Origin of the sequence: Pseudomonas sp. R84 (assembly GCF_009834515.1) — a bacterium.
Classification (GTDB): Bacteria; Pseudomonadota; Gammaproteobacteria; order Pseudomonadales; family Pseudomonadaceae; genus Aquipseudomonas.
Map to the genome: position 1 here is coordinate 696,153 of NZ_CP019426.1, position 19,448 is coordinate 715,600.

General features: G+C 59.2%; 19 protein-coding genes and 1 pseudogene. 10 read left to right on the forward strand and 10 right to left on the reverse strand.

Going from position 1 to position 19,448, the window contains the following annotated elements:
* From livM to PspR84_RS03085, 5 genes are all read left to right on the forward strand, one after another.
* Positions 1-1,302, forward strand: coding sequence for a high-affinity branched-chain amino acid ABC transporter permease LivM (livM, locus tag PspR84_RS03065; RefSeq protein ID WP_160055387.1), 1,302 nt, complete (start codon positions 1-3; stop codon positions 1,300-1,302).
* A complete protein-coding gene (locus PspR84_RS03070; RefSeq protein WP_077570679.1) occupies positions 1,299-2,171 on the forward strand; it encodes an ATP-binding cassette domain-containing protein in 873 nt (290 codons plus the stop codon). Before livM ends, PspR84_RS03070 begins: the two co-directional genes overlap by 4 nt.
* Positions 2,168-2,884, forward strand: coding sequence for an ABC transporter ATP-binding protein (locus PspR84_RS03075; RefSeq protein WP_038360430.1), 717 nt, complete (start codon positions 2,168-2,170; stop codon positions 2,882-2,884). Before PspR84_RS03070 ends, PspR84_RS03075 begins: the two co-directional genes overlap by 4 nt.
* An 839-nt stretch (positions 2,885-3,723) precedes the next feature.
* Positions 3,724-4,488, forward strand: a complete 765-nt coding sequence (locus PspR84_RS03080; protein ID WP_007915905.1) for an SDR family oxidoreductase — start codon at positions 3,724-3,726, stop codon at positions 4,486-4,488.
* Between the two features lie 175 nt (positions 4,489-4,663).
* On the forward strand, positions 4,664-5,569 hold the full coding sequence (locus PspR84_RS03085) for a cation diffusion facilitator family transporter (protein WP_160055389.1): 906 nt from the start codon (positions 4,664-4,666) through the stop codon (positions 5,567-5,569).
* A gap of 110 nt (positions 5,570-5,679) precedes the next feature.
* On the opposite strand, the gene PspR84_RS03090 is transcribed toward PspR84_RS03085, so the two are convergent.
* The 7 genes from PspR84_RS03090 to PspR84_RS03120 form a co-directional block, all read right to left on the reverse strand.
* Complete coding sequence (locus tag PspR84_RS03090; protein ID WP_160055391.1) at positions 5,680-6,813, reverse strand: AGE family epimerase/isomerase; 1,134 nt, start codon at positions 6,811-6,813, stop codon at positions 5,680-5,682.
* A 181-nt stretch (positions 6,814-6,994) separates the two neighbouring features.
* Positions 6,995-7,567 carry a HupE/UreJ family protein gene (locus tag PspR84_RS03095; protein WP_160055393.1) on the reverse strand — a complete coding sequence of 191 codons (573 nt, stop codon included), beginning with the start codon at positions 7,565-7,567 and terminating at the stop codon, positions 6,995-6,997.
* Between the two features lie 27 nt (positions 7,568-7,594).
* Positions 7,595-8,209 (reverse strand): urease accessory protein UreG, encoded by a 615-nt coding sequence (gene ureG / locus PspR84_RS03100; RefSeq protein ID WP_007915910.1) that lies wholly within the window; start codon positions 8,207-8,209, stop codon positions 7,595-7,597.
* Positions 8,210-8,220: 11 nt separating this feature from the next.
* Positions 8,221-8,895, reverse strand: coding sequence for an urease accessory protein UreF (locus PspR84_RS03105; RefSeq protein WP_160055395.1), 675 nt, complete (start codon positions 8,893-8,895; stop codon positions 8,221-8,223).
* A complete protein-coding gene (gene ureE / locus PspR84_RS03110; protein ID WP_160055397.1) occupies positions 8,892-9,392 on the reverse strand; it encodes an urease accessory protein UreE in 501 nt (166 codons plus the stop codon). Before ureE ends, PspR84_RS03105 begins: the two co-directional genes overlap by 4 nt.
* A gap of 300 nt (positions 9,393-9,692) precedes the next feature.
* A complete protein-coding gene (locus PspR84_RS03115; protein ID WP_077570695.1) occupies positions 9,693-10,325 on the reverse strand; it encodes a TetR family transcriptional regulator in 633 nt (210 codons plus the stop codon).
* A 155-nt stretch (positions 10,326-10,480) separates the two neighbouring features.
* Positions 10,481-10,948 (reverse strand): hypothetical protein, encoded by a 468-nt coding sequence (locus PspR84_RS03120; RefSeq protein WP_160055399.1) that lies wholly within the window; start codon positions 10,946-10,948, stop codon positions 10,481-10,483.
* Positions 10,949-11,333: 385 nt separating this feature from the next.
* Between PspR84_RS03120 and PspR84_RS03125 the strand changes: the two genes are divergently transcribed.
* Positions 11,334-13,409 carry an AsmA family protein gene (locus tag PspR84_RS03125; protein WP_160055401.1) on the forward strand — a complete coding sequence of 692 codons (2,076 nt, stop codon included), beginning with the start codon at positions 11,334-11,336 and terminating at the stop codon, positions 13,407-13,409.
* A 93-nt stretch (positions 13,410-13,502) separates the two neighbouring features.
* Here the strand turns inward: PspR84_RS03125 and PspR84_RS03130 are convergent, their stop codons facing one another.
* Positions 13,503-14,036 (reverse strand): ferritin-like domain-containing protein, encoded by a 534-nt coding sequence (locus PspR84_RS03130; protein WP_160055403.1) that lies wholly within the window; start codon positions 14,034-14,036, stop codon positions 13,503-13,505.
* Positions 14,037-14,134: 98 nt separating this feature from the next.
* Positions 14,135-15,082, reverse strand: a complete 948-nt coding sequence (locus PspR84_RS03135; protein WP_174244428.1) for a LysR substrate-binding domain-containing protein — start codon at positions 15,080-15,082, stop codon at positions 14,135-14,137.
* 108 nt (positions 15,083-15,190) lie between these two features.
* Between PspR84_RS03135 and PspR84_RS03140 the strand changes: the two are divergent.
* From PspR84_RS03140 to PspR84_RS03155, 4 genes and pseudogenes are all read left to right on the forward strand, one after another.
* Positions 15,191-15,829, forward strand: a pseudogene (locus PspR84_RS03140) (NAD(P)H-dependent oxidoreductase).
* The gene (locus PspR84_RS03145) at positions 15,830-16,135 is read left to right on the forward strand and encodes a multidrug efflux SMR transporter (protein ID WP_160055407.1); all 306 of its coding nucleotides are present in this window, start codon (positions 15,830-15,832) and stop codon (positions 16,133-16,135) included. It abuts the pseudogene before it with no gap.
* A 91-nt stretch (positions 16,136-16,226) separates the two neighbouring features.
* Entirely contained in the window at positions 16,227-17,105 is an 879-nt protein-coding gene (locus PspR84_RS03150) for a triacylglycerol lipase (protein ID WP_160055408.1), read from the forward strand.
* Between the two features lie 300 nt (positions 17,106-17,405).
* The gene (locus tag PspR84_RS03155) at positions 17,406-18,401 is read left to right on the forward strand and encodes an IS110 family transposase (protein WP_160055410.1); all 996 of its coding nucleotides are present in this window, start codon (positions 17,406-17,408) and stop codon (positions 18,399-18,401) included.
* 95 nt (positions 18,402-18,496) lie between these two features.
* On the opposite strand, the gene PspR84_RS03160 is transcribed toward PspR84_RS03155, so the two are convergent.
* Positions 18,497-19,384, reverse strand: coding sequence for a DMT family transporter (locus tag PspR84_RS03160; protein ID WP_160055412.1), 888 nt, complete (start codon positions 19,382-19,384; stop codon positions 18,497-18,499).
* Positions 19,385-19,448 lie beyond the last annotated feature (64 nt).

The following is a 19,448-nucleotide window of genomic DNA, read 5'->3' on the forward strand; positions in this document are numbered from 1 at the left end:
ATGTCTTCAACCACTCAAAAATCCATCGATATCAAAAAAAGCCTGGTTGAGGCGATTCTTGCCGGCCTGATTGCCCTGATCGTTTTCGGCCCGATTGTCGGCGTCGTGCTCGAGGGTTACAGCTTTAACCTCGAACCGACCCGCGTGGCCTGGATCATCGGCATTGTCATGATTGGCCGCTTTGCCCTCAGCCTGTTTATGCAAACGCCCAAGGGCCTGAAAATTCTCGACGGATTCGAGAGCACCGGTTCCGGTGTGCACGTGCTGCCTGCCGATCACAAATCCTCGCTGCGCTGGATCATCCCGCTGTTGATTGTGCTGGCCGTCATTGTGCCGTTTGTCTCCAACTCCTATCTGCTCGGCGTGGTCATCCTCGGCTTGATCTACGTGTTGCTAGGGCTGGGGCTGAACATCGTGGTCGGTCTGGCCGGTCTGCTCGATCTGGGTTACGTGGCGTTCTACGCCATCGGTGCGTACGGTCTGGCTCTGGGTTATCAATACCTTGGTCTGGGTTTCTGGACGGTGCTGCCACTGGCGGCGATCACTGCCGGGTTGGCCGGCTGCATCCTCGGCTTCCCGGTGTTGCGTCTGCACGGCGACTATCTGGCAATCGTGACTCTGGGCTTTGGTGAAATCATTCGCCTGGTCCTCAACAACTGGTTGTCGCTGACCGGCGGCCCGAACGGCATGCCGGCGCCACTGCCGACGTTCTTCGGTCTGGAGTTCGGCAAACGGGCGAAGGATGGCGGGGTGCCGTTTCACGAGTTTTTCGGCATCGCCTACAACCCGGACGTGAAGTACTACTTCATCTACGCGGTACTTTTCCTCGTGGTGCTGGCCGTGCTGTACATCAAGCATCGTCTGGTGAAGATGCCGGTCGGCCGCGCTTGGGAAGCTCTGCGTGAAGATGAAATCGCCTGCCGCTCGATGGGCCTCAACCACGTGCTGGTCAAGCTCTCGGCGTTCACCATCGGTGCGTCGACCGCAGGTCTGGCCGGGGTGTTTTTCGCCACCTACCAAGGCTTCGTCAACCCGACCTCGTTCACCTTCTTTGAATCGGCGCTGATCCTCGCCATCGTCGTCCTCGGCGGCATGGGCTCGACCATCGGTGTGGTGATCGCCGCGTTTGTGTTGACCGTCGCCCCGGAATTGCTGCGCGGCTTCGCCGAATATCGCGTGCTGCTGTTCGGCATCCTGATGGTGTTGATGATGATCTGGCGACCACGCGGGCTGATTCGCATCAGCCGTACCGGGGTCACTCCACGCAAAGGTGCCATTCACTATGAGAGGACTGCGCCATGAGTGAAGTCGTACTCTCTGTTGAAAAACTGATGATGCATTTCGGTGGCATCAAGGCCTTGAGTGATGTCAGCCTGAAGGTCAAACGCAACTCGATCTTCGCCTTGATCGGCCCCAACGGCGCCGGCAAGACCACGGTGTTCAACTGCCTGACCGGGTTCTACAAGGCTTCCGGCGGCAAGATCGAACTCAACGTACGCGGCCAGCAGACCAACGTCATCCAGTTGCTGGGCGAGTCGTTCAAGCCGACGGATTTTGTCTCACCGAAATCTTTCCTCAGCCGCATGTACTACAAGATGTTCGGCGGCACGCACCTGGTAAACCGTGCTGGCCTGGCGCGGACATTCCAGAACATTCGCCTGTTCAAGGAAATGTCGGTGCTGGAAAACCTGTTGGTGGCCCAGCACATGTGGGTCAACCGCAACATGCTCGCCGGTATTCTCAACACCAAGGGCTACCGCAAGGCGGAGAGCGACGCGCTGGACGTGGCGTTCTACTGGCTGGAGGTGGTCGATCTGGTCGACTGCGCCAACCGTCTCGCCGGTGAGCTCTCGTACGGCCAGCAACGCCGTCTGGAGATCGCCCGGGCCATGTGCACGCGGCCGCAGATCATCTGCCTCGACGAACCGGCCGCCGGCCTCAACCCTCAGGAAACCGAAGCGCTCAGCGCGATGATCCGGCTGCTGCGCGACGAGCACGATCTGACCGTGGTGCTGATCGAACACGACATGGGCATGGTTATGAGTATTTCCGACCACATCGTGGTGCTGGACCACGGCATTGTCATCGCCGAAGGCGGGCCTGAAGCCATTCGCAACGACCCGAAAGTGATTGCCGCCTACCTGGGCGCCGACGAAGAGGAGCTGGTATGACGCAACCGATCCTCGAACTCAAAGATCTCGATGTCTTTTATGGCCCGATCCAGGCGCTCAAAGGTGTTTCACTGCAGATCAACGAAGGGGAAACCGTCAGCCTGATCGGCTCCAACGGTGCCGGTAAATCAACGTTGCTGATGTCGATCTTCGGTCAGCCACGGGCGGCGAGCGGGCAGATTCTCTATCAAGGCGTCGACATTACCCACAAGTCTTCGCACTACATCGCCTCCAACGGCATTGCGCAGTCGCCGGAAGGGCGGCGGGTATTCCCCGACATGACCGTCGAGGAAAACCTGCTGATGGGCACGATCCCGATTGGCGACAAGTACGCCAAAGAGGACATGCAGCGTATGTTTACGTTGTTTCCACGGCTGGAAGAGCGACGTAACCAACGGGCGATGACCATGTCTGGTGGTGAACAGCAAATGCTCGCCATTGCCCGGGCGTTGATGAGCCGACCAAAGTTGTTGCTGCTCGATGAGCCGAGCCTGGGGTTGGCGCCGATTGTGGTGAAGCAGATTTTCGCGACCCTGCGGGAATTGGCGAAAACCGGCATGACCATCTTCCTGGTCGAGCAGAACGCCAACCATGCGCTGAAGCTGTCTGACCGGGCGTATGTGATGGTCAACGGCGAGATTCGCCTGACGGGCACGGGTAAAGAGTTGCTGGTGAATGAGGAGGTGCGTAACGCCTATCTGGGCGGGCACTGATTCCTCGACGTTATGCACAGCCCCGGCGACGCAAGTCCCGGGGCTTTTTTATATCCTAAATTCACCGCAAACCCCTGTAGGAGTGAGCCTGCTCGCGATCGCGGTTTCCCATTCGCCATCACCGGTGACTGATATACCGCTATCGCGAGCAGGCTCACTCCTACAGTTGATCTGCGCCGGATTTCAGAATTGTGGAAAACAAATTCCCCAAGCTGCCAAAGCGCGACATATAGACGCTGCAAATGGCTGTTTTTCCACAGTTTTGACTTGTCCCCGGTTACTGTGGAGCTGGCTGTGAATAACGTGGGTGTATCTGGCTGCGCGCCACGTAAACCGTGGCCTGCAAGCGTGTGGTTGTTTTTTGGTCAGTCGTTTTTGCGGGGGTTGAAGTCTTCGTTGTCAACCTTTTTATAGAGGCGCCAGTAGCAGCGATTACCGGTTGACAAGCCTGTGGATAAGTCTGTGATTAAACTCTGGAAAGACTGCGCTGAGGGCCGTAATTACTGGCCTCGCGCAATCACTGTGCTGACTGACCAGTCGTGCAGAATGCCATCTCCCGCACATCCGCCACTTCAGGGTCAAGCAAAAAACTTTCTATTTCCCCCGCAAAGCCTTGTGTGGCGCGGCTTTGCGCGTTTGCACTTGCCCCCGGAAACTGTGGAAGGGACTGTGGATAACATGCGTGCACATGGCTACAGGCCACGGTGGCTATGGTGTTGGTGCGGTTGGTCGTTTTTTGTACAGCTTGTGGGTGTTGCCCGTGAATGCGCGGGCGGGCATGCTGCCTGCTGATTTTCTATTCCAAGGGCTGCCCCGGCGGCCGAAGCAAGGAGAACACGATGTCCAACACCCTGTTTATCACCGGCGCAACTTCCGGATTTGGTGAAGCCTGTGCCCGCCGTTTTGCCGAGGCAGGCTGGAAACTGGTGCTGACCGGTCGTCGTGAAGAACGCCTCAATGCGTTGTGTGCTGAATTGTCGAAGCAGACAGAAGTGCATGGCCTGGTGCTCGATGTGCGTGATCGCAAAGCGATGGAAGAGGCGATTGCCAATCTGCCGCCATCGTTCGCCAAGCTGCGCGGCCTGATCAACAACGCCGGTCTGGCATTGGGCGTGGACCCGGCACCGAAGTGCGATCTGGACGATTGGGACACCATGGTCGACACCAACGTCAAAGGCCTGATGTACGCAACCCGCCTGCTGCTGCCGCGCCTGATCGCCCATGGTCGTGGCGCTGGCATCGTCAACCTTGGCTCCATTGCCGGCAATTATCCGTACCCGGGCAGCCACGTGTATGGCGCGACCAAGGCGTTCGTTAAACAGTTCTCGCTGAACCTGCGTTGCGACTTGCAGGGTACCGGTGTGCGGGTCAGCAATATTGAGCCGGGGCTGTGCGAAAGCGAGTTCTCGCTGGTGCGTTTCGCTGGCGATCAGGAGCGTTACAACGCGACTTACGCCGGTGCCGAGCCGATCCAGCCGCAGGACATCGCCGAGACGATTTTCTGGGTGATGAATGCGCCGGCGCATATCAACATCAACAGCCTGGAATTGATGCCGGTGAGTCAGACCTGGGCGGGTTTTGCCATCGAGCGGAACAAGGCTTAAGACCGCGCGGAAGCCATTCGCGAGCAGGCTCGCTCCCACATTGGAATGCATTTCAAAGTGGGAGCGAGCCTGCTCGCGAAGGCGGCAAATCGGCCAAAACACGGCGATAAGGTAAACTCCCCTCGTAACAACCCGACCGCACCCCGCGGTTTTCAAGGTTTTTCGAGGAGTCAAAGTGAGTAACCGAGGTGAGCAGGCACTGCTCAAACAATCGACCATTCTGATGTTGGCGGTGGCGATTGCCGGGATCGTCACCGGTTTTGTTTCAGGTTCGCAATCCATCCTGTTCGATGGTTTTTTCTCGCTGATCGCAACGTTCATCAAAGTCCTGATGCTGATCACTGCCAAGCTGATCGCCAAGCAAAGCAACCACCGCTTCCAGTTCGGTTTCTGGCATCTGGAACCGATGGTGCTGCTGATTGAGGGCAGCTTCCTGATGCTGATCGCGATCTACGCGTTTCTCAACGGCGTGTTCGGCATCATCAACGGTGGCCGCGACATCGAGTTGGGGCTGGTGATCATTTATGCCGCGGTGTTTACCGTGGTCGAATTCGCCTACTTCTTCTACGTCCGGCAGCGCAATCGCAGGCTCAAATCCAGCCTGATCCAGTTCGACAACATCAGTTGGCTGGTGGACGCGATGCTGTCCGTGGGCCTGTTGATCAGTTTCCTCGCGGCGCTGCTGCTCAAGTCCCAGGGTTATGGTCAGTGGGCGGTGTATGTCGACCCGTTGATCCTGATCGTGCTGGCGCTGACCATGCTGCCGCCGGCGTTCAAGATCCTTGGGCCGGCGCTGCGCGATGTCTTGGGGATCGCCCCGGACACGCTGGATGATCAGGTGCGACAGGTAATGGACGCGGCAAAAACCGAGCATGGTTTCGATGATTACGTGTCGTACGTGCAGAAGCACGGGCGGGCACGGTTTATCGAGATTCATGTGGTGTTGCCGGCGGATTATGCGCTGAGCAATGTCGGGCAGCTGGATGCGTTACGCGAAAAGATTTCGGCGAAGCTGGGCAAGCCGGATGCGGCGCGCTGGTTGACGATCAGCTTTACCGGGGACAAGAAGTGGATCGCCTAGCGACCGCGTAACGGCTAATCGTCGGATCGCCGCCCGGAGCAGGCTCACTCCTACATTTGGAATGCGTTCCCCCTGTAGGAGTGAGCCTGCTCGCGATAGCTATTTATCCATCAGCGAAGATATTCAGCCAGACCGTGGTAACAAGTCGCCAAGTGATACGGCGTAGTAGAAGGCATGTCCTTGCGACTCACCTCGCCCAATTCATCCCGGCACTCATGCCAGCCACCCGCATGCAGAAACCGCTGCTGCAACGCCTGCAACTGGCGCAGTACCACCGCTTCACTGCCCTGACGCAAGGTCAGCGCGCGCAGATATTCCGCCTGCGCCCAGATCCGCTGAGTCGAGTCGCGCGGGCGTCCATTCGTTTCCAGATCGAGCATCGCCCGCACCGCGCCGGATGACTGCACCACACCGTATTGCTCGGTGAAGGCAAACGCCCGATCCAGCGCCGCATGCAGTTTCGAACCGCGCAGCAACGCTGACGATTCCAGCAGGAAATACCATTCGAACTGATGCCCCGGCTCATACCAGTTATCCACAGCGCCGAGCGGCTTTTCCATCAACACGCCATCTTGCGGGTCGACGAACTGCTTGTGCATGGCTGTGCATAACTCCAGCAATGCCTGCTGCGTCTGGGCATCTTCGCGAACCGCCAGGGTGGCGAGGAACGCTTCGGCCAGATGCATCAACGGGTTTTGCAGCGGACCGGTTTGCAGGGTGATCCAGTCGCGCTCCAGGCACGCTTCGTACAAACCATCGCCGGTGGCAAAGCGCCGGCCAATGATTTCCAGCGCCGCATTCAGCGTCGACTCGACCAGCGAATCGCCGGACTTTGCCCAGTAATGCGCGCAGGCAAACAGGATAAAGGCGTGGGTGTAGAGGTCCTTGCGCTGATCCAGCGGCTTGCCTTGTGCATCGATGCTGTAGAACCAGCCGCCATGCTCGGCATCATGAAAGTACCGTTGCAGCGAGCGGAAAAGCGCCGCGGCGCGGACTTCAGCGTTATCCACAACCCCGATCAGACTGGAAAACAGATACAGCTGCCGCGCACAGGCCATCGCCCGATAGCGCTGCGGTGGCAGCGGCTGATGCGTGGCGTCCAGCGCCTCAAAGGGCAGCGCCATGTCGGCGTTCCAGCCCGGGCCTTGCCAGAGCGGCACGATCACGTCGACGAAGTGCTGTTGCACATCATCAAACAGGGCGGTCAATTCGGGCAGGGCGGTGGAGCGGGAAGCGTGGGGCATGGGCGGACGTCGTCACGGCTGGGGCGATTGCGCGACATGGTAGCAGAGAGACCGGCCTGAGCGATGTGGTGTCTGTCAGACCGCCTTCGCGAGCAGGCTCGCTCCCACAGTGGATTTGCAGCGTACACAAAACCTGTGGGAGCGAGCCTGCTCGCGAAAGTGGCAGTTCAGGCGATAGAAATCAGCCGGCCAGCAACCAGGCACCGGTCACTGCCGAAGCTGCTCCGGCCAACCGCACCAACGGTGCCGCCGCCTGAGGCAGGAAACGCACCACGGCATAACCCGCCGCATGCAGCGCTGCTGTCGCAGCCACGAAACCAGCTGCATACGCCCAAGGGCTGCTCATGTCCGGTAGCTCCAAGCCATGCGCCACACCGTGGAACAACGCAAACGCCGCCGTCGCCACCACCGCCATCGCCAACGGCGGACGCACCGCCAGCGCCACCGCCAGACCCAACGCCAGCACAGACGCGGCAATCCCGCTTTCCAGCGCCGGCAATTCCAGCCCTTCAAAACCGAGCATGCCGCCAATCAACATGGTGCCGACAAACGTGCAAGGCAGCGCCCAACGCGCCGCGCCTTGCTGCTGCGCGGCCCACAAGCCAACAGCCACCATTGCCAGCAAATGGTCGAGGCCACCGATCGGGTGGCTGATGCCAGCAATCAAACCGCTGTCGCCATGCCCCGGATGAGCGAAGGCCAATGCCGGAGTCAGCAGCAGCGCCACAGCGCCAAGAATACGTTTGAGTGTCATGAATAAGCTTCCTTGTTGATCAGTGAATCAGGCTGCGGTCAGCAGGCCCTGGCGTTCGATGAAGGCGATGATTTGTTCAAGGCCCTGACCGGTTTTCTGGTTGCTGAAGACGAACGGCTTGCCGTTGCGCATGCGTTTGGTATCGCTATCCATCATCTCCAGAGAGGCGCCAACCAGCGGCGCGAGGTCGATCTTGTTGATCACCAGCAGGTCGGATTTGCAGATCCCCGGGCCGCCCTTGCGCGGCAGCTTGTCGCCGGCCGAGACGTCGATCACATAAATGGTCAGGTCGGACAGTTCCGGGCTGAAAGTCGCCGATAGGTTGTCGCCGCCGGACTCCACCAGAATCAGGTCCAGTCCCGGAAAGCGCCGGTTCAGTTGATCCACTGCTTCGAGGTTGATCGAGGCGTCTTCACGGATCGCCGTGTGCGGGCAGCCACCGGTTTCCACGCCGATGATCCGCTCGGGGGCGAGGGCTTCGTTGCGCACCAGGAAATCGGCGTCTTCGCGGGTGTAGATATCGTTGGTGACCACGGCGAGGTTGTAGCGCTCGCGCAGGGCCAGACACAGGGCCAGGGTCAATGCGGTTTTGCCGGAACCGACCGGGCCGCCGATGCCGACGCGCAGAGGTTGTGTGTTCATGAATGTTTCTCCTAGGAGCGAAAGAGGCGGCTGTACTGGCGCTCGTGGGCCATGCACGCCAGGGACAGGCCGAACGCGGCGCTGCCCATGTGTTCGGGATTGATTCGGGTTGCGTCTTGCTGCGCCTGTTGCAGTAACGGCAGCAATTCGCTGGTCAGGCGCTGGGCGGCTTGCTGGCCGAGCGGCAGGGTTTTCATCAGCACGGCGAGCTGGTTTTCCAGCCAGCTCCACAGCCACGCGGCGAGCGCGTCCTGCGGGCTGATGCCCCACGCGCGTGCGGCCAGCGCCCAGCACAAGGCCAGATGCGGTTCGGTGCATTGATCGAGAAAGTCACGAGCACAGGCGTCGAGTTCCGGCAAACCGTTGAGCAGTTGCTGCAACGAATAGCCCATCTGCCGACTTTCCAGATGCAACTCGCGAGTCTCGCGGCTGGCGCGGTGGCTTTCGCAGAGGCTCAGCAACTCGCTCCAGTTTTCATCCGCCGCCGCTTGGCAATGTGCAAGCAACAGCGGCGCTTCAAAGCGCGACAGATTCAGCAGCAACTGATCGCTGATCCAGCGGCGGGCGTCGTCCGGTTTTTTCACCCGGCCGTTATCTACCGCCATTTCCAGGCCTTGCGAATAGCTGTAGCCACCAATCGGCAATTGCGGACTGGCCAGGCGCAGCAGCGCCCAGGCCGGATTCACAGGCGGACGCCGAACTGATGGAGTTTTGGCGCGTAGTTGAAGTCTTCGTCGCCGTGGCGTGAATGGTGATGGCCGCCGCCGTAGGCGCCGTGTTCCGGCTGGAACGGCGCTTCAATGGCTTCCACCTGTGCGCCAAGCTGTTCGAGCATCGCTTTGAGGACGTAATCGTCGAGCAGACGCAGCCAGCCATCGCCGACTTGCAAGGCGACGTGACGATTACCCAGGTGATAAGCGGCGCGGGTCAGTTCAAAGGCGTTGGCGCAGGTGACGTGCAGCAATTGCTCGGGGCGCGCGCAGACGCGGACGATGCGGCCGTCTTCGGCCTGCAGGCATTCACCGTCATACAGCGGCGGCTGACCGCGCTCCAAAAACAGCCCGACGTCTTCGCTCTCGGCACTGAAACAGCGCAAACGGCTTTTGCTCCGCGCTTCGAAGGTCAGGTGCAACTCGGCGGCCCAGACGGGTTGAGGGTCGATTCTGCGGTGAATCACCAGCATCGGAAAGCTTCCAGCTATGGACAATACTCTGGCTAGAGCAAGGGCCTTGCCAATCGGACGAGATGTAGGAAATCCCTGTCGGAGCGTAGTGGATGTTTCAAGATGTTGCGGGAATATGGAATGTTTTGGTGCGTGAAGATTTTTTTATGCACCAAATAGAGGCCGTGACGGCGCACCTTTGTAGGAGTGAGCCTGCTCGCGATAGCGGTGTGTCAGTCAGCAAATATGTAGCTGATAAACCGCTATCGCGAGCAGGCTCACTCCTACAGGGGACCGGATGTATCAGTAAGGAAGAGGTTGTTACTCGGTACTGCCTAGGCCCTGCCAGTGCTTGAGGCCAATAAAGATAAAGCGCAGTTGCTGGGTGATCTTCGCCTGTGGCGTGAGATGCTCCGGCAGGGCTTCGGCGGGCGGGTCGATGATGTCGGGGAGGGTGGCAAACACCGATTTGACGATCAGATCTGCCATTACGCTCAGGCCCTCGGCGTCCAGATGCTGAAGCTTGGGCATCATCGTCAGGTCAGCCGCCAGGTCGGAACTGATGTTCTCGCGCAACCGGCCGATCGCCTGACGCACCGGCAGCGAGCCGCCATATTGCTCACGGGCGAGAAACAGGAATTGCGAGCGATTGGCGCTGACCACGTCGAGGAAGATCCGCACCGAGGCATCAATAATGCCGCCCATGACGAATTCGTTGTGCCGTACCAAGCGGATGGTTTCGCGGAAGGTCTGGCCGACTTCGCTGACCAGCACCAGGCCCAGTTCGTCCATATCGGCGAAATGCCGGTAGAAACCGGTGGGCACGATCCCGGCAGTTTTCGTCACTTCGCGCAGGCTCAGGCTGCCGAATCCTCGGCCGCTTTCCATGAGGTGGCGGGCAGCGTCCATCAAGGCGTTGCGGGTCTGTTGTTTCTGTTCGGCGCGGGGCAGCATCGCAGAGTGTGTTCTTTGGCAGGACAAGCGCCGCACTCTAGCAAATCGGCTTTGTCGGCGTCGAACGGGAGGGCATGCAGCGAAGGATTTTATCGGTCCGGAAAAGTCAAAAGCCCAATCCGGGGATTGGGCTTTTTTTCGAGGCCGCCATGGGCTTAGCTCAATTTGCTGTTGCGTTCGATCACACGGTCACCACCACCTTCGGCAAGGGTTTGACCTTGTGGAGTGCGGTCGCTGCCATCAGAAGCCAGGGTTTGGCCTTGTGGGGTACGGTCGCTACCATCGGACGCCAGGGTCTGGCCTTGTGGAGTGCGTTCGGTGCCGTCAGATGCCAAGGTCTGGCCTTGTGGAGTGCGATCGCTACCGTCGGAAGCCAGAGTCTGACCTTGTGGAGTCTTGTCGTAGCCGTCCTGAACCAGACCTTTCTCTTCCAGACGATCACGGCCGCCTTCAGCCAGGGTCTGACCTTGTGGAGTGCGGTCACCACCATCAGCGGCTACGGTTTGGCTGAACACTGAGTGGCTGGATTTCACTTGCGGAGTAGCTTGGTCGGCAGCGGGCAGGGCGAAAGCAGTGCTGGCTAGCATCGACAGGGTAAGGCTGAGCAGTAATTGGCGTTTCATGATGGGTTGCTCCTTGGGAGGGCGATAAAGTGGGTACGAGGGCAATGCTACTCTCGATAAGTCGATATAAAAGTTCATAAACGCAATGGTAATAATCAACAGAATTGATTGTTCTGCCGGAAGGCTCTAGATCGCGGCTTTGCGGGCGACGGTTTTGCACCGGGGTGGGTATTTCCGACTCACTCGCGCCTCGCAAAAGTGCGGGACGCGGTAACACTGTTCGACTGATCGGTCAGAATTCGCGCGACTTTTTGCGCCTTAATCGATCTTTCGATTAAACCTGCGGCTGGTTTGCCAGTCGTAGATTTCATGAGGGCCGCTTTGGCCCGCCGTTTCAGCCGTGCGCCGCAGTCTTTGCGTGCGGTCGTGATCAGGAGCTTTGTGCATGACGCGCACTGGAAAAATCTTCAGCTGGACTTTCGCCATCCTCGTGCTGCTACTGGCCGTGCTGGTGTTGATCATCGTGTTCTTCGACTGGAACCGGATCAAACCGCCGCTCAACGCCAAAGTCTCGGAAGAACTGCACCGACCGTTTGCCATCAATGGCAACCTCGCGGTGATCTGGCAGCGCGAGCCGGACGAGGGCGGCTGGCGCGCCTGGGTGCCATGGCCGCACGTGGTTGCCGAGGATTTGAGCCTGGGTAACCCGGACTGGTCGAAGAAGCCGCAGATGGTCACGCTCAAACGCGTTGAGCTGCGTATCTCGCCGCTGGCATTGCTGGCGCAACGCGTGGTGATTCCGCGCATTGACCTGACCGAACCGAACGCCGAGTTGCAGCGTCTGGCCGACGGCCGCGCTAACTGGACGTTCAAGTTCGATCCGAAGGATCCGAACGCTGAGCCGTCGAATTGGGTGGTCGACATCGGCGCCATCGGTTTCGACAAGGGCCACGTTACCCTTGACGACCAGACCCTTAAGACCAATCTCGATGTGCTGATCGATCCGCTGGGCAAGCCGATTCCCTATAGCGATATCGTCGGTGCCAAAGCGGCGAAAACCGCGCAGGACAAGGGCGGCTCACCGCAGGATTATGCGTTTGCCTTGAAGGTCAAAGGCCAATACCACGGCCAGAACCTCACAGGCCAAGGCAAGATCGGCGGGTTGCTCGCCTTGCAGGACGCGAGCAAGCCGTTCCCGTTGCAGGCCCAGGCGAAGATCGGCGACACCAGCATCGAACTGGCCGGCACGCTGACTGATCCGCTGAATCTCGGCGCCCTCGATCTGCGGCTGAAACTGGCCGGCGCCAGCCTCGGCAATCTTTATCCGCTGACCGGCGTGACCCTGCCGGACACACCGCCGTACGCCACCGACGGCCATTTGATTGCCAAGCTGCACGATGAGGCCGGGGCGAAATTCACTTATGAGCAGTTCAACGGCAAGATCGGCAGCAGTGACATTCATGGCGACCTGACCTACGTCGCCAGCCAGCCACGGCCAAAGCTCAGCGGCGCGTTGCTCTCCAATCAACTGCTGTTCGCCGACCTCGCGCCACTGATCGGCGCCGACTCCAATGACAAGCAAAAGGCTCGCGGCGGCGAGAGCAAACAACCGGCGGATAAAGTGCTGCCGGTCGAAGAGTTCAAGACTGATCGCTGGCGCGCGATGGACGCTGACGTCGAGTTCACCGGCAAGCGCATCGTCCACAGCGAGAAACTGCCGTTCAACGATCTTTATACCCACCTGAAACTCAACGACGGCGAGCTGAGCCTGGAGCCGCTGCGCTTTGGTGTAGCAGGCGGCAATCTTGATGCGCAAATCCGCCTCAATGGTCGCACCGAGCCGTTGGAAGGCCGGGCGAAACTGACGGCGCGCCGCTTCAAGCTCAAGGAATTGTTCCCGACCTTTGAACCGATGAAGACCAGTTTCGGTGAGCTCAATGGCGACGCTGATATCACGGGGCGCGGCAACTCGGTGGCCAAGTTGCTGGGCGGGGCCAACGGCAAATTGAAGATGTTGATCAACGACGGCGCGATCAGCCGTGAACTGATGGAGCTGGCCGGGCTCAACGTCGGTAACTATGTGGTCGGCAAGATCTTCGGCGACAAGGAAGTGAAGATCAACTGCGCGGCCGCGGACTTCGACATCAAGAGCGGTCTGGCTACAACGCAGTTGTTTGTCTTCGATACCGAGAACGCGATCATCTACATCGACGGCACCGCGAACATGGCCACCGAGCAGTTGGATCTGACGGTGACGCCGGAATCCAAGGGCTGGCGGTTGATTTCTCTGCGTTCGCCGCTATATGTGCGGGGCAAGTTCATCAAACCGGATGCCGGCGTGAAGGCTGTGCCGCTGCTGCTGCGCGGGGCGGGGATGGTTGCTCTAGGTGTGATTGCAGCGCCGGCGGCGGGGCTCTTGGCGCTGGTGGCGCCGAGTGGCGGTGAGCCGAACCAGTGTGCGCCGTTGCTGGAGCAGATGAAGGCGGGCAAGGCGCCGGTTACCGTCAAACCTACCAAGTAATCTTCAGCGTTAATAAAGACGCCATCGCGAGCAGGCTCACTCCTACATGGGAACGCATTCCAAATGTAGGAGTGAGCCTGCTCGCGATAGGGGTTAGAGGTCTTTCAGGATGTCAGCCATGTCATCGGCATGCTCTTCTTCCTGCGCCAGAATATCTTCGAAGATCCGTCGGGTTGTCGGGTCTTTCTCGCCGATGTACTGGATGATTTCGCGGTAGCTGTCGATGGCGATGCGCTCGGCCACCAGGTCCTCGTAAACCATTTCTTTCAGGGTTTCCCCGGCCACGTATTGCGCGTGGGACATTTTCGACAGCATGTCGGGGTTGAACTCCGGCTCGCCGCCCAACTGCACGATGCGCTCGGCCAGACGGTCGGCGTGCTCGGCTTCCTGATTCGCATGTTCGAGAAACTCTTCGGCGGCCACATGGGCTTTCACGCCATTGGCCATGAAGTAGTGGCGCTTGTAGCGCAGCACGCAGACCAGTTCAGTGGCCAGCGATTCATTAAGCAAGCGCAGCACCTCTTCACGGTCGGCGCTGTAGCCCTCGGTGACGGCGCCGTTCTCGACATGTTGGCGCGCACGGTCGCGCAAGGTTTGAACATCTGACAGATGCAGGTCGTCGCTCATTTCGATCTCCTGGAGGCTAATCCGATGGGCGCCACGTTCTGCGGACGCGGTCGCTTCCTAAGCTGTGAGTCATGAGCATTGCAAAAAGTTTTATTGGTTTACGCAACCCCTGTAGGAGCTGCCGAAGGCTGCGATCTTGGCGCCAGCCCGGACAAAACTGCTTCCTCGCGCAACCAGGCAAAAAACGCCCGCACCGGCGGATGCCGCTCGCGCCCCGGTACACACAACGCGCTGTACCCGGCGCCATCAACTTGAACCTGACCCATGAACGGCACCAGCAAGCCACTGGCAACGCTCTCCGACACCAGAATATTGCTCGCCAGTACCAGCCCTTGCCCGGCGATCGCCGCTTGCAGGGCGTAGTGCTCTTCATCGTATTCGCGGATGGCTGGCTGCTGGTTCAACCAGTTTTCGCCAGCCTTCGTGCACCACGCTTCCCAGCCATGGGCGTAAAGCTTGGAGTTGTGCCAGCGCACGCTGATCAACGTCGGTGTGCGCCGCGCGGCCAGCGCTACTTGCTCGGGCGAGCCGTATACGCCGAATGATTCATCGAACAGGCACAGACCATAGAGGTTCGGGTATTCGTCGAGGCTATAACGCAGAACCAGATCGACACTGGCGTCCTGATGCAGATCGATGACCTCGCAATGGGTATCGAGGCGCACGTTGATGTTCGGATGCTGCGCATAAAACCGCCCGAGGCGCGGCACCAGCCACAGCGCCGCAAATGCCGCGGTCGTCGAGAGCGTCAGTGTGCTGGCGTTGCGCTGCGGGCGCAGGGTATCGACGCTTTGCGCCACCTCCAGCAGCGCGCCATGCAAGCTGCGAAATAGGCGCTCGCCGCCCTCGGTCAGACGCACCTGACGCGGCAGGCGCTCGAACAGCGCGACGCCGAGCCAGTCTTCCAGCGAACGAATCTGGTGCGAAATCGCTGTCGGCGTGACCGACAGTTCTTCGGCGGCAGCCTTGAAACTCAGCAACCGTGATGCCGATTCAAAGGCGCGCAGGGCGGTGAGTGGCAGCGAGGCAAACATTGATATCTCCATGGATGAAATCAATTCATCCAGACTGACTTTTGCTCATTTGAGGCTTAGGCGTGTCGCCTGCAATCTGCGACGACACAGCAACCAAAGTCTAGTCTCAAGGAGTTTCAGATGAGCAAAATTCTTGCGGTCCATGCCAGCCCCCGTGGCGACCGTTCGCACTCGCGGCGGCTGGCGGAAAGCTTTCTCAGTGCCTGGCAGGTGCGTCATCCACAGGCGCAAGTGACCCGCCGCGAGGTCGGGCGGGCCATGATTCCGGCGGTAAACGCAGCCTTTGTCGCTGCCGCGTTTTATCCCTAGCCTGATGCACGGCCACTGTCGATGCAGGCCGATCTGGCCCTGAGCGATCAACTGGTCGGCGAGTTGTTCGACCACGACCTGCTGCTGATTTCCACGCCGATGTACAACTTCAGCGTACCCAGCGGCCTCAAGGCCTGGGTAGATCAGATCGTGCGCCTGGGTCTGACCTTCGATCACACGCTGGACAACGGTGTCGCCCAGTACACGCCTTTGTTGCAGGGCAAGAAAGCCTTGATCGTCACCAGTCGCGGCGGTTTCGGTTTTGGTCCGGGTGGTGAGCTGGAGGCCTTGAATCACGCCGATCCATGGCTGCGCACGGCGCTGGGGTTCGTAGGCATCAACGACGTCAGCGTGGTTGCGGCCGAGGGCGAAGAGTCCGCCGAGCGCACCTTCGCGGTATCGGTGGCCGAGGCGGAGCAGCGTTTGCTCAACCTTGCCCGGGAGTTCTAGGTGGCCTGGCTGTTCCTGCTGATCGCCGCCGGGTTTGAAGTGACCTTCGCTATGGGCATGAAGTACGCCGAAGGCTTCACCCGGCTCTGGCCTTCGTTTATTACGGTGGTTGCGGCGGTTGGCGGGATCTACTTCCTCACGTTGGCGATGCGCGAGTTGCCGGTCAGCATCGCCTATCCGATCTGGACGGCGATTGGCTCACTGGGCACGGTGTTCCTCGGGTTTGCGTTGCTCGGCGAGAGCCTGACCCTGGTCAAACTGCTGTCAGTCGGGCTTATTGTGGCGGGAGTGGTGGGCCTGAAGTAGGCTGGTGGTTGAGTTGTCATCATCAGGGAGGATGCTTGGCGGGCGTTTTGCACGCCTTGCATCCACTCACCGACCACAAGGATGTTTGCCCATGTCGACGCGTTATCCATTGGTGCTGGTGCCCGGAATGCTCGGGTTTATCCGGCTGGTGCTCTATCCGTACTGGTACGGCATCATCAAGGCATTGCGCCGTGGTGGTGCGACGGTGATTGCGGTGCAGGTGTCGCCGCTGCATTCGACTGAGGTGCGTGGCGAGCAGTTGCTCGCGCGGATCGATGAGATCTTGCGTGAGACAGGGGCGCAAAAGGTCAACCTGTTCGGCCACAGTCAGGGCTCGCTGACGGCACGGTATGCCGCGGCGAAACGGCCGGATCTGGTGGCCTCGGTGACATCGGTGGCCGGGCCGAATCATGGTTCGGAACTGGCGGATTATCTGGAAAAAAATTATCCGGCCGACAGCGCCAAGGGCCGACTGCTTGAGGCGTTGCTACGGTTTGTCGGCTGGCTGATGGCGCTACTGGAAACCGGTTATCGCGGGCCGAAATTGCCGGTGGATATCCACGCCTCGCACCAATCGCTGACCACTGAGGGCGTGGCGCTGTTCAATCAACGTTATCCGCAGGGCCTGCCTGAAACGTGGGGCGGGCATGGGCCGGAAGAGGTTAACGGCGTGCGTTATTACTCGTGGTCGGGGACGTTGCAGCCGGGCAAGACCGATCGTGGCGGTAATCTGTTTGACGGTACCAATCGCAGCTGTCGCTTGTTTGCGAAAACCTTTGTCCGTGAGCCGGGGCAGTGCGATGGGATGGTCGGGCGGTATAGCTCGCATCTGGGCACGGTGATTGGCGATGACTATCCGCTGGATCACTTCGACATCGTCAATCAGTCGCTGGGGCTGGTCGGTAAAGGAGCGGATCCGGTGCGGCTGTTTGTCGAGCATGCGGCGCGGCTTGAGGCTGCAGGCGTTTAGGATCAAAAGATCGCAGCCTGCGGCAGCTCCTTGTATGTTGCCCTCACACCAGTCAATTGAGATCTAAGCTCGCTGGTGCGGACATACGAAGATGTGTTTCTGGGGGAGACCGATCGCTCCTAAAGGCAGGACTTGCTCCTGACCTTGTCTGTAGAGAGGTCCCCCCGCCTCATTGCCCACCACGAAGAGTATCGAGAAGCCGACAAGTCGGACTTCGCATTACAAGGTTGCAGTGGCATGAAGTTCGAGGTCAGGGGAACCAGGATGCATTTCTAACCCAGTTCACTCGGAGTTGAAAGCATGAGCATGCATGTCGGTTTGGATGTGGGGTCTCGCACGACCGCCATGGGCTGGCGCAACGACGGCCGTTTTGCAGGGGCCTGCAACATCGACCAAACACCCGCCGGGCGCAAAGCAGCGGTCAACAGGTTGCTCGAGCTCAAGCCTTTATCCGTAGTGATGGAGGCCACCGGCATCTATTACCTGGATTTGGCCATGGAGCTCACCGCGGCGGGTTTGCCCGTTTCGGTTATCAACCCGAAGAGCTTTCATAACTTTGCCAAGCTGATGCTGAAAAACAGCAAAACCGATGCGATCGATGCCCAGTTGCTAGCCGAATACGGCGAACGCATGAGCCCAAAATTGTGGACGCCGCCCACGACCATACAGTTGGAACTGCGGGCTATCGGAAGGCATATCAATCGTTTGACGTGTCATCGCACCCGAGCCAAGAACGAGCTGCATGCGCTGAAAGCTACTCAAACAACCGTGAAAATGCTGATTGAAGACGAAGAAGAAGCCATTGAAGCTTTTGACAAGCGAATCGAGCGTTTCAGGCTCGCAGGTCGGGCGCTGATCGACAACTGCCCGACGCTAAGCGCCCAGTTTGGGCACATGATCGCAGCGCCGGGCATGGGCGAAATTTCAGTATTTGCGGCACTGGCTGAATTGACGACCTTGCCAGTGACACTTAAGTCCGCGCAGGTCAGCCGACATGCAGGACTCGATGTGCGGCTTACGCAATCAGGTACCAGCATCGATAAACCTGGGCGGATAAGTAAGGGCGGAAACGCCTACCTACGTTCAGCGATGTACATGCCAGCGCTGACTGCCATACGTTGCGACAGCAACGTGAAAGCCTTTTACGAAGCGTTGATCGGGCGAGGGAAGAGAAAGATGCAGGCTATCGTCGCCGTCATGCGCAAATACCTGACAGGCTTGTGGGCCTGCATGCGAGCCGGCGAAGATTTCAATACGGCCAAGCTTTTTAGCGCAAAAGATCTCGCAAAAGCTTGACCGTGAACAGAGTATCTACAGGTTCGGTGTCGAACACAAATTTTGTGAACGCCCCGAACTCATGTAGGAGCTGCCGCAGGCTGCGATCTTTTCTATCAGGCAACGCTGATCCGGCGGCCTAACACGGTTGTCCAACGCTCGGAAAGAATCACCCCGGCCAACGTCAACAACCCACCCACCAAGTGATACATCGCCAACTGCTCCTTCAACACCACCGCCGCGATCAGCGCGGTAATCAACGGCAGCAAGTTAAAGAACAACGTCGTGCGGCTCGGCCCCAGACGCTGCACTGCCTGCATCCACGCCAGCGGCGCGAGCATCGATGCCAACAGGCACGCATACAGCACCAGCGGAATGTTCTGCAGAGTCAAACCGGTCTTCGGCGAAGCGGCATACAACGGAAACAACACGACAATCGCCACCAGCACCTGCAAATACAACAACACCAGCGGCGGCAGGCGCAGCTGCCATTTTTTCAGCAGCGTGCTGTAGATCGCATAGGCCAGGGTCGCGATCAGCATCATCGCATCACCCATGTTCACGCCGTGTTGCAGCAGTGCGCCGAGGCTGCCCGACGACACCACCACCAGCACGCCAGCAAATGACAATACTGCACCGACCAGTGCTCCCGCCGTCAGGCGCTGCCCAAGGCTGATGATCGCCATGGCCAGCGACATCAATGGCATCAGCGACAGGATGATGCCCATGTTGGTCGCGGTAGTCAGAGTCGCAGCGAAATAGGCGAGGCTTTGATACACCGCCATGCCAAGTACGCCGAGGACGAAAATCTTGCCCAGGTTCGGACGGATCTGCGGCCAGTGCGCGATCACCGCTTTGAGCATGAACGGGGTGAACAGCAAGCCGGCCAGCAGCCAGCGGTAGAAACCGATCTCGGCGGGGAAAATCGCCCCGACCGCGAGTTTGTTGATCACGGTATTGCCGGCCCAGATAAAAATCGCCAGCAGCGGAAACGCGTATTGCATGAGTTGAAACCAGTACGTTGATGAAAGGCAATTATCCGTTGTCTGGATGCAAGCCTATACTTCG

Bases quoted from the DNA above. Each gene is read 5' to 3' on its own strand.
- PspR84_RS03075 (WP_038360430.1), top strand. From the start codon at position 2,168: ATGACGCAACCGATCCTCGAACTCAAAGATCTCGATGTCTTTTATGGC.
- PspR84_RS03125 (WP_160055401.1), top strand. From the start codon at position 11,334: ATGACGCGCACTGGAAAAATCTTCAGCTGGACTTTCGCCATCCTCGTG.
- PspR84_RS03155 (WP_160055410.1), top strand. From the start codon at position 17,406: ATGAGCATGCATGTCGGTTTGGATGTGGGGTCTCGCACGACCGCCATG.
- ureE (WP_160055397.1), bottom strand. From the start codon at position 9,392: ATGCTGGTGATTCACCGCAGAATCGACCCTCAACCCGTCTGGGCCGCC.
- PspR84_RS03130 (WP_160055403.1), bottom strand. From the start codon at position 14,036: ATGAGCGACGACCTGCATCTGTCAGATGTTCAAACCTTGCGCGACCGT.
- ureG (WP_007915910.1), bottom strand. From the start codon at position 8,209: ATGAACACACAACCTCTGCGCGTCGGCATCGGCGGCCCGGTCGGTTCC.
- PspR84_RS03090 (WP_160055391.1), bottom strand. From the start codon at position 6,813: ATGCCCCACGCTTCCCGCTCCACCGCCCTGCCCGAATTGACCGCCCTG.
- PspR84_RS03070 (WP_077570679.1), top strand. From the start codon at position 1,299: ATGAGTGAAGTCGTACTCTCTGTTGAAAAACTGATGATGCATTTCGGT.
- PspR84_RS03135 (WP_174244428.1), bottom strand. From the start codon at position 15,082: ATGGAGATATCAATGTTTGCCTCGCTGCCACTCACCGCCCTGCGCGCC.
- livM (WP_160055387.1), top strand. From the start codon at position 1: ATGTCTTCAACCACTCAAAAATCCATCGATATCAAAAAAAGCCTGGTT.
- PspR84_RS03160 (WP_160055412.1), bottom strand. From the start codon at position 19,384: ATGCAATACGCGTTTCCGCTGCTGGCGATTTTTATCTGGGCCGGCAAT.
- PspR84_RS03150 (WP_160055408.1), top strand. From the start codon at position 16,227: ATGTCGACGCGTTATCCATTGGTGCTGGTGCCCGGAATGCTCGGGTTT.
- PspR84_RS03095 (WP_160055393.1), bottom strand. From the start codon at position 7,567: ATGACACTCAAACGTATTCTTGGCGCTGTGGCGCTGCTGCTGACTCCG.
- PspR84_RS03120 (WP_160055399.1), bottom strand. From the start codon at position 10,948: ATGAAACGCCAATTACTGCTCAGCCTTACCCTGTCGATGCTAGCCAGC.
- PspR84_RS03115 (WP_077570695.1), bottom strand. From the start codon at position 10,325: ATGCTGCCCCGCGCCGAACAGAAACAACAGACCCGCAACGCCTTGATG.
- PspR84_RS03080 (WP_007915905.1), top strand. From the start codon at position 3,724: ATGTCCAACACCCTGTTTATCACCGGCGCAACTTCCGGATTTGGTGAA.